The organism is Polycladospora coralii, assembly GCF_014773435.2.
In the GTDB taxonomy this organism is placed as follows: domain Bacteria; phylum Bacillota; class Bacilli; order Thermoactinomycetales; family Thermoactinomycetaceae; genus Polycladospora; species Polycladospora coralii.
This window is the reverse complement of the sequence record NZ_JACXAG020000004.1, coordinates 114,946-129,141: the sequence shown is the minus strand read 5'-3', so window position 1 is coordinate 129,141 and position 14,196 is coordinate 114,946. Positions and strand designations below refer to the sequence as shown.

Below are 14,196 nucleotides of genomic sequence, written 5' to 3'. Positions count from 1 at the left end.
CCTATGGCAAGCAATATGATGAAGCGCACGTAACATCAGCTAATAGCAACCTGTGAATTTGCAGAAAACCTCTATCAAACAAAAAAGCACACATCACGTGCGTGACATGTGCTTTTTTTATTAGACTAAAGTAAAAAGTTGCTGTACATCATAATCTTCTAGTGTCATACCATTTTTCACACGATGCACATAATCGGGATTCGCAATTAACGGTCTACCAATTGCTGCTAAATCAATCAACCCTTCTTGCAAAGCGTCTTCAGCAATTTGTGGTGTGATACTCCCTACACCTATAATGACTTTATCCCAATATTTACGCACAAGTTGATTGAGAGTCATACCATTTGCAACGACTTGGGTAAAATCAACTATGGATAAGTGAATATTAGTTACGCCTACTTCTTTAAATGCATCCATAAATGTAGCAATGGCTTGCTCTGGATCTTCCCACATATAAGCCAAGTTATCCACTTTCATTGCTGAGAAACGTATAATGGTGCGTTTTGTACCCACTACATCTATTACCGTACGGATGACTTCTTTCATAAATGTGAGACGCTGTTTCAAATCGCCTCCATACCGGTCGGTGCGTTGATTCGTCAAATCCGTATTAAATTGATCGATGAGATAACCATTCGCTCCATGTATTTCTACACCATCAAATCCTGCCGCTAAAGCATTTTGCGCTGCTTGTGCATATTGATCAAGCACCTCTTGTATATCCTGCTGACTCATTTCCTCAGGCATAGAAAACGGTTTTCCTAGTCGACTCACATCTCCTTGCGCTTGTATCGCTGATGGAGCAAGCGGTGCCACTCCACCTGTGAGTTCATGATGAGAAAGACGTCCGACATGCCAAATCTGAGCAACAATCGTTCCACCCTCTGCGTGTACCGCATCAGTTACTTTTTTCCAAGCCGCAATCTGTTCATTCGAATATAGTCCTGAAACACCAGGATTTCCTCTACCCCTTTGACTAATGACGATCCCTTCTGTAATGATAAGACCGACGCCATCTGCTGCACGTTTACGATAATATTCAACCACATCTTCGCCAACTATCCCTGTCTCCAAATCAGCAAAACAGCGTGTTAATGGAGCCATCGCAACATGACTTTGTAAATTCCATTCACCTAGCTTAGCTGGTTCTAAAAATTTATTTATTTCAACCGTTTTTGACATCTCTTCAATCTCCTTCTCACACTAGATTTAATATCGTTTTACAAATTCGCCATACACGTGCTACACAATTTCTCCAAATTAAATCAGTTGCCTCGGTTAACTTAATATGTAGATTTTAAACTGCACCTTATTAAAGTACAGTATATTTCAAAACTGAACATTTGTCAAATACAGTTTAAAAATTTATTAGTACATCCATAGATTTGCCCCATGTTTTGAGGAATTATATTTCTCCTTCACCACATTAACGTTACGGATTGTTCGGCTTAATCATTTATTGACAAATTGTGTATTTTACATAATACAAAAAATCTTGATAACACCCTTATTTGAAACATTGCGGGTAGAAGCGATAGAAATCGTAAGGAGTATTCAAATGACTCATTATAAAAACCATTAATATTTTTTAATTTTGATGTATAATACATTTACAAATCATATTTCTAATTTGTGATTTGTAAATATATATAAAAGGAGAAATATAATGAAAAAGATATTATTAATGGCGTTGATCGTTTTAACATTTTGTGTCACGATGATCCCTGCCCCATCGTTAGCTAAAACAGCATATCCAACGTATATTACTTTGGATAATGCAGATAAACAACATCAGTATACTGGAAAATGGCAAACCGTTCAGAACGAAAAGTCATTTTATCGGTTCGATCACCTTATTCACAAAGGCAATGCACAAAAAGCGACAGCTCAATTTAAATGGAAATTTGATCTACCTGAAAATGGTAAATATCGTATATATGTCCGTTATTCATCCGAAAAAGATCGTGCTACGAATGCTCCATACTACATTTATGCCAATAACGGTATGATTACCAAACATGTGAATCAACAAAATAAAGGCAATTCATGGGTCGATATAGGAAGTTTTGAATTTAAGCAAGGTCTAAATACAATTGTACAAACTAACCAAGCAAATGGTTCCGTTAGTGTTGATGCCCTTCGTTTAGAGCAATTAAACCCTAGTACACATCAAGAAGACGAACATCATTATGAACAATATATGATGGAAAATCAGAAAAACAAGGTGAAACAAGCACCCAAAAACGATGTTGTACAACCTGTTCATTACAATGGTCCTCGCACCGCAAAAAAAGTGGCGCTCACCTTTGATGATGGTCCTCACGCAGAATACACAGGCCGAATATTAGATATTTTAAAAACTGAAGATATACCTGCAACTTTCTTTATATTAGGTGAAAAAGCAGAATCTTATCCTGATCTCGTCAAACGAATCTATAATGAAGGGCATACCGTAGCAAGCCATACATGGGATCACCCTCAACTTACCAACCTCACTACTGACCAGATTAGACAACAACTTACCCACACCAATATTAAAATTGAATCTTTAATCGGAAAAAAAGCAAAACTATTGCGCCCGCCTTATGGTGCTGTGAGCGGTATAGAAGATACCATTGAACAACAAGGTTATGAGTTGATAAATTGGGATGTTGATACGGAAGATTGGAGAAGTGGAAGAACCGTTCAAAACATTATGGATAGCGTGAAAGATCAAAGTCAATCCGGAAGTATTATTTTACAGCATGATGGTGGGGGCAATCGCGAAGCGACCGTCCAAGCTCTTCCAGAAATCATTTCATATTTAGAAAATGAAGGTTATGAATTGGTAACGATCGATGAACTGTTAAACCTCCCCGCCTATGAACAACCAAATCCAGATGTGGTGACAGTGGATAATGCAGCTCCTACCAATCAATTTCAAGGTATTTGGAACCTTTCACATAGCGTATCAGGGTATTATGGTGTGAATTATCAGCCGAATGCTGCGGGTTCTGGTTCCGATACGTTTACATGGAACTTCAATGTGCCCACTGATGGTACATATCGTGTGAAAGTATTCTATACCTCAGGATCAGACCGGGCCACAAATGCCCCTTACACCATTTATGCCAATGGTTCGACTACCACCAAAACGGTCAACCAACAAATCAATGGGCAATCTTGGGTCGATATTGGCTCTTACAATTTCAAAAGCGGTACAAACAAAATTGTACTCTCCGACTTGGCAAATGGATATGTTATCGCAGATGCCATACAGATCGAAAAAATAAAAGAAACGACTCCTGAAGTGATCACCTTGGATAATACAGATTCAAGTCATTCAAAAATCGGTACGTGGCCACTTTCCACGAACGTAGCTGGTTATTACGGTAGTAATTATCAACCGAATGCTAGCGGTTCTGGTGCTGACACTTTCACATGGAATTTCAATATCCCCGCAGAAGGTAGGTACAAAGTTTCAGTCTATTATCCAGCTGCACCTGACCGTGCTACGAATGCCCCTTATACCGTACATTCTAATGGATCTACAACTACTAAATTTGTCAATCAACAGACCAAAGGTTCTACTTGGGTCGATATCGGCTCATATCATTTTAAGAACGGAACAAACAAGATTGTTCAGTCCGATCTAGCTAATGGGTATGTTATCGCAGATGCGATTCGAATCGAAAAAGTAAAAGATTTTCCGAAAGTCATAACACTGGATAACATGGATCCCACGCATTCCACTAAAGGAAATTGGGGATTATCGACTAATGTAGCTGGCTACTATGGTATTAATTATCAGCCAAATGCCAAGGGTTCTGGTGCTGACACTTTCACATGGAATTTCAACATTCCTGAAGAAGGAAGATATAAAGTTTCAGTCTATTATCCGGCTGCATCGGATCGCGCTACGAATGCTCCTTATACCGTTTATGCGAACAGTTCTACAACTACCAAAACCGTAAATCAACAGGTTAATGGGCAAACTTGGGTCGATATTGGCTCTTACAATTTCAAAAGCGGCACAAACAAGATTGTTCAATCAGACCTAGCTAATGGATATGTTATCGCAGATGCGATTCGAATCGAATATCAGAGTGAATAATCGAACTCCCCCTTCTCTATATAAGAAGGGGGAGTTCGATTTATTTTTCATTGAATCGTTCTACACGCTTACAATTGGCAATATTTACCTATTATTACTGAGAGAATCACAGGTTGGCGAAATCCATGACGACTACTTCGTGGTCAAAGTTTGTCACGATGCTCGCGTAAAAAGAAAAATGGCTGGATCAAATCCCAAGTATGTTGATTCATATTATTTTTCCGTTTAATCGTATTGTATTTTGCTCCCCATTTACATTCGACAGACCCCTTCGCTCAAAACGTATTCCCTCACTTGGAATAATGGACAGCACTGTGTACCGCAATGAACAATATGATCCACTTTTACTGAACCTACAAATATGACAAAACTGTTGATTGTATCACGATGATTGATATAAAATAAATATATAGAAATATTAAGAATTAAAATATTATTGGTTTAAAACCCCTATGACTGATTGCAAAGGAGTATGATTCAAATGATACAAGCTTTATCCCGGACATATACACATGTACAAAAAGCAATCTTGGTTACACTCGCGATTGGCATCATTGTTGCACTTAGTAGTTCTTGTGAACAGGACACGAAAAAAATGAATGGTTTTTCTGGTAGCTATGAAGGCAGTAATGAAGGAAGTTTTGATCGTGGAGGTGGAGACAATAGTGGTAGCGATGGTGGTGGTGGTGGAGAATAAACGCTTCTCACAGTGGCAGTAACGATCCAATTTGGAGCGGAGTTGCCCCTCTATCGCTACTTGACGAAGGTACAAAGTTTGACCGATAGGAAGTTGCGCAAGTGTATGTAGCGTAAAGTACAGAAAAACCATGAAAATCAACACGCTTGATTCTAAATATATACTTCTCGGCTAGCCACCCACTTTATGCAAACGAAGTAGGTGGTTTATTTTTTAACGATAAGTATTTTAAAAAAATTAACCACCTACTTGATTACCTGCCATCCATCGGGTTTTAGATTGATCATCATTTTAGTGAACCTTTTTTATAAAAGGTTCCAATAGTATATAAAGAGTTAATTAGAGGGGGGCTTTTATGAAGACAATGATTTCAACTGAAGTTATACAACGATTAAAAAAGCAAGATATCCGCGCTTTTGATGAGTTGTATTCAGCTACAATTAAAGATGTTTATCATACCGTTTACATTCTCGCATCTAATAAGCAGGAAGTAGATGATATTGTAAGTGAAATTTACTATCAAGTTTGGAAATCGATTCATAATTACAATGAATCCCTACCCTTCCCTCACTGGCTAAACGGACTAGTGTTTCGTCAAGTGAAGAATTGGAAACGCAAGGCATGGAAACGAATGCAGTTGTTTCGTAAAAAAATGATACTCGAAACAGAGCAGTTCGATTCTATAGATGATGATCTTCTAAAAGATGAGAATAAACAGCTACTTCTCTCACTTCTAGAAAATATGTCCTATAAACTAAAAGAAGTTTTAGTGCTATATTATTTCTATGAATATTCCCAGAAAGATATTGCCAGTGTTCTAGACATCCCAATTGGAACCGTTAAATCTAGACATCATCTAGCTTTGAAGCATCTACGTAAGTTGTTCAATGATTTCGACAAAGGTGGGATCAGCGTATGCTAAAAGAAGAAAAACATATAAAAAATCTATTCCGCGAAACTGTGAATGTTCATCCACCAGATACTTTGCATCAGAAGGTTCGAACACGTATCTTACATGATACCCATTTTTATAAGGAAAAAAGGCGAAAACGGATCGCGATGTACATCGTTAGCTCCGTTGCTGCTATTATCTTATTTCTTGGAGGGAGTTTCTTTTCACCCACTATGGCCGAAGTATTACAAAAGCTACCCTTTATTGGATTCATATATGAAGGCTTTCAGTCTGATATCGGCTTAGATAAAGCAAAACAACTAGGGCTTACCCAAGAATATCAAAAAACAGTTCTATCAAATGATATCGAAGTTACGTTAACTAGTGCATACTATGATGGCAGTAACCTATCAATTGCTTATACCTTATACAATCACGGTCCAACAAACTTAGAAAGAAAAAGTGACCAATGGGACGAACGCTCTATGCTGATAGGAAGTCACACTAAAATGACAGAGTTTCTCTTTAATGATTCCAATGTACGTGGAGGTTTTGACGAAAAGTATAAGAAAAAAGGCCCGCGTCAATATGAAGGGAATCTATATATCTATCCAATGGCTTTTCCGAAAGAAGACCAGTTTGATGTAGAAGTGAGCGTTTCTGAAATTCGAGGTGTAAAAGGAGATTGGAAGCTGAGAATTCCAGTCACAAAGGAAAAGGTTAAAGAAAAAGGCATGGTCCAAACCTTTACACCCTCCTTTAAAAAAGAAGCTTTCGGTGGAGAAATATGCATCAAAAGTGTTAATTTCTCACCTACGGGAATCGAATTGATAACGGAAACGACTATGAAAAAAGGATCTGGAACGCTACTATTTAGTATTTTAGAAGTGGGTGCAGATGAAGGTGTTGCAGGAGGTAAAAAGGATATTGGAAATGGCCAAGAGCTTACGACGAGTCGTAGTTCATTCCCACCTATGAAAGAAATACCTGATCAGATCACCATTAAAGCTTATAGTCCAGATGATTCCTCTAAAGAAGTTACCTTTAAGGTACCCCTAAAGAAATAAAATAAGCATTTTAGTTAGTGCCCACAAGAACATAAAAATTTACTACCTTGTACCATATCGTAAAGAAAAAACCGCCTAGTTATACAGCCTAGCGGTTTTTTTCTTTAAATAAGACTTTTATTCGTTTAGCATGATGCTTGATCCGCTAAAACGTTCTACTTCCCTGGCGGATCACTGTGTAATAAGCACATCTTTAGTTCGCTCCCTATATTCAGCATAACACCACTCTTCTTCATATTTGTCTAAGATTCCTGCTAAAAAACCTTTGCTTTCCTTATGCATCAATTTCACGCTACGTTTTTTGTAAATATCGTTGTTTATACATTATGTAATTAATTAGGTGAAAAGGTATTATTTTACTTATACTTGTTTTATAATGAATTTGTACCAACATCCCGTTAAAATAGTTTTTTATTTTACAGAAATCAGAAATATAACTATGGGAGGTTATGAGTATGCCTAGAACGACTTCTGGTTACAAAGCTCCTAATACAGAGGGAAGCATTCTGACTTACAAAGCTAAATATGATAATTTTATAGGCGGTGACTGGATAGCACCTATATCTGGGGAATACTTTGACAGCATCTCACCCGTCACGGGGCAAGCCTTTGCTAAAGTAGCCCGGTCTACTAAAGAAGATATCGATCTTGCTTTAGCAAAAGCACAAGAAGCGAAAGCAAAATGGAGTTGTACTTCTGCAACGGAGAGAAGTCAAATTCTCTTAACCATCGCCGATCGCTTAGAAAAAGAGAAGGAAAAATTTGCACTTTCAGAAACATGGGACAATGGAAAACCAATTCGAGAAACACTACATGCCGATCTGCCACTAGCCATTGATCATTTTCGCTATTTTGCAGGCGTGATACGAAGTGAAGAAGGAAGTGCTAGTGAACTTGACCAACATACGCTCTCACTCCACATTAAAGAGCCTATCGGAGTGATTGCTCAAATTATTCCTTGGAACTTCCCCTTGCTCCTTACAGCATGGAAAATTGCGCCTGCCCTCGCAGCTGGAAATTGCGTCATACTAAAACCAGCGGAACAAACCCCTATAACTGTCATGCTTTTTGCTGAACTCATTGCCGATTTATTACCTGCTGGGATCTTAAATATTGTAAATGGCTTTGGGCCTGAAGTTGGAAAACCACTAGCTCGCTCCCCTCTAGTAGATAAAATTGCCTTCACAGGTGAAACCAGTACAGGACGATATATCATGCAGTATGCTTCAGAATATATCAAACCCGTTACACTTGAACTAGGTGGAAAGTCACCTAATATTTTCACAGCCAGCGTTCTTCGGAAAGATGATGCATTTCTTGAGAAAGCGATTGAAGGATTCACGTTATTCGCACTTAATCAGGGTGAAGTTTGTTCTTGTCCATCTCGTGCCTTAATTGAAGAATCAATCTATGATGAATTTATGAGTCTTGCACTCGATCGTGTCAAACAAATTAAAATGGGAGACCCACTCGCACTAGATACCATGATGGGTGCACAAGCTTCACAAGAACAATACGACAAAATTTGCAGATATCTTGATATTGGCACAGCCGAAAAAGCAACTTGCCTTACCGGCGGAAAACCCTATCAAAATGAATTTCACCCCGATGGTTTCTACATCGAACCTACCGTTTTTGCTGGCAAAAATCATATGCAAATTTTTCAAGAAGAAATATTTGGACCCGTTGTTGCCGTTACCACATTTAAAGATGAAGAAGAGCTTAAAGCGATTGCCAACGATACGCAATTTGGCCTCGGAGCTGGTCTTTGGACACGCGATATGCATCAAGCCTACCAGATAGCTCGCTCTATTGATGCCGGACGCATTTGGGTCAACTGCTATCATCTTTATCCTGCACACGCCGCATTTGGTGGATACAAGCAATCCGGAATCGGCCGTGAAACACATAAAATGATGTTGGATCACTATCGCCAAACCAAAAACATGTTGATCTCCTATGATAAAAATCCAATGGGGCTATTTTAAAAAATGCAAGATTGTAGCTTTAGAGTACGATGATCCCAACTTGAGATGATTCACCAATTGGTGATCTTTTGCGATGGCAAGTGCCATCGCATCTTTTTTGTCTGTTTGGCCCTCCATTTATTACTATTCAATTCATAAGAGGAATACATATTACAAGATAGGTCATCACAGATTTCTTCATGATAAGGGGGTAAAATGGTGGTTTTACAAATTAGTATTGCAATTGCAGCAGTCACTTTTGTCATCTTGGTAATGGTTATCATTCGTACATTAAGACAAGTGAAAGGAATTTTAGAAAAGATCGATCGTACAGTAACGGATGTTAAGCCTCAGATTAATGATGTTTTAGGAGAAACAAAAGAATCTGTTGGAGAAGCAAATATGCTTTTGGCTGATATGCGAGAAAAGAGCCATAAAACTGATGCGTTATTTAATGCTGTTAATCATGTCGGAAAAGGTCTGGAAGAATTATCAAGTACTCTTACAAACAAATCAAATCAAGTTACCACTAGCCAATCCAATCAGCCTAACATTAAAATTGGTACACGAGACTAACTTATTCTCCTTAAACTACCTTGCCTTACATTTCGATTACAGCATTAGCTCCAACATTGGCTTGATGATCTCATTCCAGAAGTCCGACTCGCACCAGTATATCATTTGAACTTTAGGATGGGTTCAGACCTTCACTTCTAGAATGGAGCCTTTAATCAGGTGGAGTAGATTCTCCATCTGATCCCCCGATGCTACATCCCAATTAAAAAAGATGACCTTATTGATCTTCTGCCATTCGCTTGGTCATTTGTTGCCAGACCGTCCCACTTGCTTCTTCACCTTTTTCAATTCGCTCTAATGCAATTTTTGCTTGTAAGCTCACTTCAAATTCGGGATCATCAATGGCTTGTTGCAATGCAGGAATCGCTTGTTCATCCCCTACCTCATATAAAAATCTAGCTGCACGCCACCGAACTAATTTGTTTTTGTCAGACAGCGCTTCACACATCGCTACAATGGCCTCTGGGTCACCTAAGTCAGATAAGGTGTCTCCAGCTGTACGACGTACCATAGCTGAGGCATCTTTCAACGCTTGGTATAAGAGCGGTAAAATTTCTTTTACATGCTCTTCGCCGATAAAGCCTAGATATACGACTGCCAAGCGACGAATAGCTGTTTTATCATCCGTTAGTGCTTTTTCTATGATAGACATACTACTGATCGTCGGCTCCAGTTGCTCAAGGGCCGCAAATCTCGTTTCCCAATCTGGTGCATGTAATGCGGTTAGTACTTCATTCATTGAAAGTGAAAGTTGCTGTTCAGCTGAAACGTCAGCTTGATCTACCAACTGCTGTAATCGCACCTCATCATATGCTGCAGATATTTCTTCTAAAACCGCGTCACCTACCGATGTTAAATCTCCATAACGGGCGCTCTCTTCTTCCCACTTACGCTCGAAGACCAAATTAGAAACTTTGTTTTGCACGTCCATAACGGCTTGTCTAAACCGGTCTGGTAGTCCAATTCGCTTTTCTTCATCATTTTTCATTAATTTAATTTGGATCGGTATTCCTTTTATCTTTTGGATGGATACATTCACTTCTTTGTACTCATCGGCATGAACCATTTCTTCTGCTTTTTCCACCGCTATAGGTGATTGTTCCTCACCTAATGCGCGACGTGCTTCTGCTAAGACCGTTTGCCATTTCGCTTTGGGATGGCGCTCTAAAGCGATAAAATCGAGTACTTGAAAAGCACTTTTTACACCCTCAATCCGAAGTAAAGCTTGTAAATGTTGCGGGGCATCTACCGCTTCATTTTTCATGAAATTATAACTTTCACCTTCTGCTAAGGTGCTATCTAAGTTTAATTTCATGACATTAGGACTTGGTGTTGGTTCAATCGATAATATTTTCATCTTCATTCTCCTTTCATATTGATGATAAAAAACCTCTGAAGTCATCTCTTCAGAGGTAAGTTTTTGTAAAACAACAATCTAAGCACGAGATACATATTGACCGTTTCGAGTATCTACGACCAAATGATCTCCAACATTAATAAAGAGTGGCACTTGGACGACAAATCCGGTAGAAAGTTTAGCTGGTTTATTCCCACCGGTTGCCGTATCCCCGCGAATACCAGGATCCGTCTCCACTACCTCTAATTCAACTGTGTTAGGCAACTGAACCCCTAATGTTTCTCCTTTGAATGTGACGATAGAAACATTCATATTCTCTTGCAAAAAGTTGAGTTCATATTCAAGACGATCTCCTTGCAAGTTGATTTGATCATAGGTTTCGTTGTCCATGAAGGTATACTCTCCACCACTTTCATACAAATATTGCATTTGGCGGGTTTCAACTAATGCGCGTGCCACTTTTTCTCCTGCACGGAAAGTACGTTCCTGTATATTGCCGCTACGTAAATTGCGCAATTTGGAACGAACAAAAGCAGCTCCTTTTCCAGGTTTTACGTGTTGAAATTCAATCACTTGCCATACATCTTGATCTAGCTCAATGGTAAGTCCCGTGCGAAAGTCGTTTACACTAATCATCGTTTTGTTCCTCCAGATTAATCAATCATGATAAGTTCTTTTGTACTATGTGTTAACACGTGATGTCCCTCTGCAGTGATTACAACGTCATCTTCAATACGAACGCCACCTACAGTAGGTAAATAAATGCCTGGTTCTACAGTTACAACCATACCTGGTTGCAGTGTAATGTTGCCTTTGGTAGATAATCCAGGCGCTTCGTGGACATCTAAGCCTAATCCATGTCCTGTACTGTGACCAAAATATTCACCATATCCATGTGCTGAGATATAGTCACGCGCCACTGCATCTGCTTCTTTTCCGGTTATACCAGGTCGAAGTGCCTCAATTGTACGATTTCCTGCCTCTAATACAATATCATAAATTTCTTTTTGCTTCTCATTTGGTTTTCCAAGCATAATCGTTCGTGTAATATCGGATGCATAACCCTTATAATAAGCACCAAAATCCATCGTTACGAGTTCACCTTTGGCCAAAACCTTATCACTTGCTGTCCCGTGCGGAAGGGCTGATCGCTCACCAGATGCGACGATGATATCAAATGAAGAGGAAGAAGCTCCCATACGACGCATATCAATTTCTAATTGTAGTGCAATTTCTTTTTCCTTCATTCCAGGTTTAATTACGTTAAGAATGTTGGAAAAAGCTGTATCGGCAATACGCGCTGCTTCTTGCATAATAGCCAATTCTGCATCATCTTTTTGCATCCGTAATAATTCGATGCATCCACTACTTGGTTCCAGTTTAACAGAACCTAATTTCTTTTGTAGATCTTGATAAATAGCAAATGTAATGTGATCTTGTTCAAATGTGACGGTCTGAATGCCCATCCGTCTACACTCCGATACCACTGAATCTAAAATAGGCCCTGTGTGCTGAATCATTTTATAATGTGGAGACTGGGTTTTTACCTGAGATACATAACGAAAATCCGTAATTAAAATATTTTCTGTTTCCGTAATGAGAATAAGACCAGAAGATCCTGTAAACCCTGATATATATTTTCGATTGGTTGGATTGGTAATGAGTAGCGCTTCAATCGCTTGCTCTTTCATGTTGGAACGTAGTTGTTGTAGCCTGTGTATCATTTATTTCATCCTTTCACTATCACCTATATGTCCGATTGCTTGTAATGCTAAGTCATAAGAATGGACGCCAAATCCCGTAATTTGCCCAATACAAACTGGTGCGATTACAGAAGTATGTCTAAAGCGCTCTCTAGTATAAACATGGGAAATATGTACTTCGATAACAGGAGTTGTGACAGATGCAATTGCATCACGTATCGCATAACTGTAATGGGTAAATGCGCCCGGATTCAAAACGATGTAATGAAATTTATCTTCCGCCTCATGAATAGTATTTATCAATTCACCTTCGATATTACTCTGCTGACAATCTACTTCATAACCAAGTGTTTTTCCATATTGGATTAAGTGTTCATGTAATGCATCTAAGGTTGTATTGCCATAAACCTCTGGTTCACGCCGACCTAACCGATTTAAATTTGGCCCATTTAAAACCAAAATTTTCATGCCATTAGCCCTCCTACATTCCTTCGCCATTGTACCATAATTTAATCCATTTATGATAGAATAAAGAGATGTTATGTATTTGATAAAGGTGGTGCCCGATCAATTTGTCTAATCAGAGTAAAATATTTGGTGGTCAAGCGGTTATTGAAGGAGTCATGTTTGGGGGAAACCACTCCCAAGTAACAGCTGTAAGGCGAAAAGATGGCCAAATTGAAACATATGAACTACAAAAAGCTTCCTATCCTTGGATTCAGATGTTAAAGAAAATTCCTTTATTACGAGGGTTGACTGCTTTAATTGAATCTAGCGCTTATGGAGCAAAGCACATGCAATTCGCAAGTGACCAATATGAGTTAGACCACATAGAAGAGGGTGAAAAACCCCAAGCAGAGTCGAAATTACAAATGATTCTAGGCGTTGCTATAGTAGGTATTCTTTCCCTTATTGCTGGAAAAGTAATCTTTACAGGTGTCCCTGCTGCCCTTGCTCATTTGATACTGGGAACAAATGTACAAAGTTTTTTTATTCAAAGCTTAGTAGAAGGTGTAATTAAAACCTTGTTGTTATTTACCTATTTGTGGGCAATCTCCCTCACTCCATTAATCAAACGCGTTTTTCAATATCATGGTGCAGAACATAAAGTGATTACCGCATACGAAAATAGGGAAGAATTAACAGTAGAAAATATACAAAGACAGTCTCGGTTACATTATCGATGTGGAAGTAGCTTTATTATTTTATCGGTTATCGTAGGTGTTGTGCTTTATTCCTTTTTCCCTTTTGATAATATTTGGGAACGCTTGACAAACCGCATCTTACTCATTCCTGTCGTAATCGGTCTTTCCTATGAGGTATTGCGTGCAACGAATGCGATGCGTGACATCCCAGTATTGAAATGGCTAGGATACCCTGGGTTATGGTTACAAAAACTAACTACAAAAGAACCAACTCCTGCTCAAATTGAAGTGGCGATTGTTTCCTTTAACCGTTTACTCGAATTAGAAGCTACATCCCCTTCGGCTGTGAATAACAAACAAAAGCCGGTCGTTGAATCTTTTTGAACTAAAAAATAGGAAAGGAGGTGGCTGTTTTGACTGGTTTGCGTTTCTCTCGTCCATGGCATTATGTGATACTCATTTTAATTGCCATTGGATTCATCACACAGCTTTTTCGTTCACCCTTTTCGATTTTAATCCCACTTCTGCTCATTGGTATTGTGATTTATTTTTATAAGCACCCACCTTCATGGATGGTACGATATACATCCACTAACTATCGGAATCCTTCACCTAATGCCAAAACGAAAGCGCGAAAGCGCCACACAGATACCAATAAGCGAAACTTCCGTGTCATAGATGGAAAAAAATAGCCCCTAT

The 14,196-nt window shown here is 38.8% G+C and carries 13 protein-coding genes; 8 read left to right on the top strand and 5 right to left on the bottom strand.

Annotated features, from left to right (window positions below; translation table 11 throughout):
• Positions 1 to 120 precede the first annotated feature (120 nt).
• Complete coding sequence (locus IC619_RS10325) at positions 121 to 1,182, bottom strand: oxidoreductase (protein ID WP_191139848.1); 1,062 nt, start codon at positions 1,180 to 1,182, stop codon at positions 121 to 123.
• A 484-nt stretch (positions 1,183 to 1,666) separates the two neighbouring features.
• Here IC619_RS10325 and IC619_RS10320 point away from each other — a divergent pair, with 484 nt between their 5' ends.
• The 6 genes from IC619_RS10320 to IC619_RS10295 all read left to right on the top strand — a co-directional run bounded on the left by IC619_RS10320 (position 1,667) and on the right by IC619_RS10295 (position 9,292).
• A complete protein-coding gene (locus IC619_RS10320) occupies positions 1,667 to 4,093 on the top strand; it encodes a golvesin C-terminal-like domain-containing protein (protein WP_191139849.1) in 2,427 nt (808 codons plus the stop codon).
• A 481-nt stretch (positions 4,094 to 4,574) separates the two neighbouring features.
• Positions 4,575 to 4,790: a hypothetical protein gene (locus IC619_RS10315; RefSeq protein WP_191139850.1), complete on the top strand. Its 216-nt coding sequence runs from the start codon at positions 4,575 to 4,577 to the stop codon at positions 4,788 to 4,790.
• A 355-nt stretch (positions 4,791 to 5,145) separates the two neighbouring features.
• On the top strand, positions 5,146 to 5,712 hold the full coding sequence (locus IC619_RS10310) for a sigma-70 family RNA polymerase sigma factor (RefSeq protein WP_191139851.1): 567 nt from the start codon (positions 5,146 to 5,148) through the stop codon (positions 5,710 to 5,712).
• On the top strand, positions 5,706 to 6,749 hold the full coding sequence (locus IC619_RS10305) for a DUF4179 domain-containing protein (protein ID WP_191139852.1): 1,044 nt from the start codon (positions 5,706 to 5,708) through the stop codon (positions 6,747 to 6,749). The genes IC619_RS10310 and IC619_RS10305 overlap by 7 nt, the downstream gene beginning before the upstream one ends.
• Positions 6,750 to 7,204: 455 nt before the next feature.
• Positions 7,205 to 8,737, top strand: coding sequence for an aldehyde dehydrogenase family protein (locus IC619_RS10300; RefSeq protein ID WP_191139853.1), 1,533 nt, complete (start codon positions 7,205 to 7,207; stop codon positions 8,735 to 8,737).
• A 195-nt stretch (positions 8,738 to 8,932) separates the two neighbouring features.
• Complete coding sequence (locus IC619_RS10295; RefSeq protein WP_191139854.1) at positions 8,933 to 9,292, top strand: DUF948 domain-containing protein; 360 nt, start codon at positions 8,933 to 8,935, stop codon at positions 9,290 to 9,292.
• 217 nt (positions 9,293 to 9,509) lie between these two features.
• On the opposite strand, the gene IC619_RS10290 is transcribed toward IC619_RS10295, so the two are convergent.
• From IC619_RS10290 to aroQ, 4 genes are all read right to left on the bottom strand, one after another.
• Positions 9,510 to 10,649 carry a conserved virulence factor C family protein gene (locus tag IC619_RS10290; RefSeq protein ID WP_191139855.1) on the bottom strand — a complete coding sequence of 380 codons (1,140 nt, stop codon included), beginning with the start codon at positions 10,647 to 10,649 and terminating at the stop codon, positions 9,510 to 9,512.
• A gap of 78 nt (positions 10,650 to 10,727) precedes the next feature.
• Entirely contained in the window at positions 10,728 to 11,285 is a 558-nt protein-coding gene (gene efp, locus IC619_RS10285; protein ID WP_191139856.1) for an elongation factor P, read from the bottom strand.
• A gap of 17 nt (positions 11,286 to 11,302) precedes the next feature.
• Positions 11,303 to 12,370: a M24 family metallopeptidase gene (locus IC619_RS10280; protein WP_191139960.1), complete on the bottom strand. Its 1,068-nt coding sequence runs from the start codon at positions 12,368 to 12,370 to the stop codon at positions 11,303 to 11,305.
• A gap of 3 nt (positions 12,371 to 12,373) precedes the next feature.
• Positions 12,374 to 12,820, bottom strand: a complete 447-nt coding sequence (gene aroQ, locus IC619_RS10275) for a type II 3-dehydroquinate dehydratase (RefSeq protein ID WP_191139857.1) — start codon at positions 12,818 to 12,820, stop codon at positions 12,374 to 12,376.
• A 104-nt stretch (positions 12,821 to 12,924) separates the two neighbouring features.
• Here aroQ and IC619_RS10270 point away from each other — a divergent pair, with 104 nt between their 5' ends.
• Both IC619_RS10270 and IC619_RS10265 read left to right on the top strand, forming a co-directional pair.
• Positions 12,925 to 13,881, top strand: coding sequence for a DUF1385 domain-containing protein (locus IC619_RS10270; protein WP_191139858.1), 957 nt, complete (start codon positions 12,925 to 12,927; stop codon positions 13,879 to 13,881).
• A gap of 29 nt (positions 13,882 to 13,910) precedes the next feature.
• Complete coding sequence (locus tag IC619_RS10265) at positions 13,911 to 14,189, top strand: hypothetical protein (RefSeq protein WP_191139859.1); 279 nt, start codon at positions 13,911 to 13,913, stop codon at positions 14,187 to 14,189.
• The last annotated feature ends 7 nt before the right edge of the window (positions 14,190 to 14,196 follow it).

Bases quoted from the DNA above. Each gene is read 5' to 3' on its own strand.
- IC619_RS10325 (WP_191139848.1), bottom strand. From the start codon at position 1,182: ATGTCAAAAACGGTTGAAATAAATAAATTTTTAGAACCAGCTAAGCTA.
- IC619_RS10320 (WP_191139849.1), top strand. From the start codon at position 1,667: ATGAAAAAGATATTATTAATGGCGTTGATCGTTTTAACATTTTGTGTC.
- IC619_RS10315 (WP_191139850.1), top strand. From the start codon at position 4,575: ATGATACAAGCTTTATCCCGGACATATACACATGTACAAAAAGCAATC.
- IC619_RS10310 (WP_191139851.1), top strand. From the start codon at position 5,146: ATGAAGACAATGATTTCAACTGAAGTTATACAACGATTAAAAAAGCAA.
- IC619_RS10305 (WP_191139852.1), top strand. From the start codon at position 5,706: ATGCTAAAAGAAGAAAAACATATAAAAAATCTATTCCGCGAAACTGTG.
- IC619_RS10300 (WP_191139853.1), top strand. From the start codon at position 7,205: ATGCCTAGAACGACTTCTGGTTACAAAGCTCCTAATACAGAGGGAAGC.
- IC619_RS10295 (WP_191139854.1), top strand. From the start codon at position 8,933: ATGGTGGTTTTACAAATTAGTATTGCAATTGCAGCAGTCACTTTTGTC.
- IC619_RS10290 (WP_191139855.1), bottom strand. From the start codon at position 10,649: ATGAAAATATTATCGATTGAACCAACACCAAGTCCTAATGTCATGAAA.
- efp (WP_191139856.1), bottom strand. From the start codon at position 11,285: ATGATTAGTGTAAACGACTTTCGCACGGGACTTACCATTGAGCTAGAT.
- aroQ (WP_191139857.1), bottom strand. From the start codon at position 12,820: ATGAAAATTTTGGTTTTAAATGGGCCAAATTTAAATCGGTTAGGTCGG.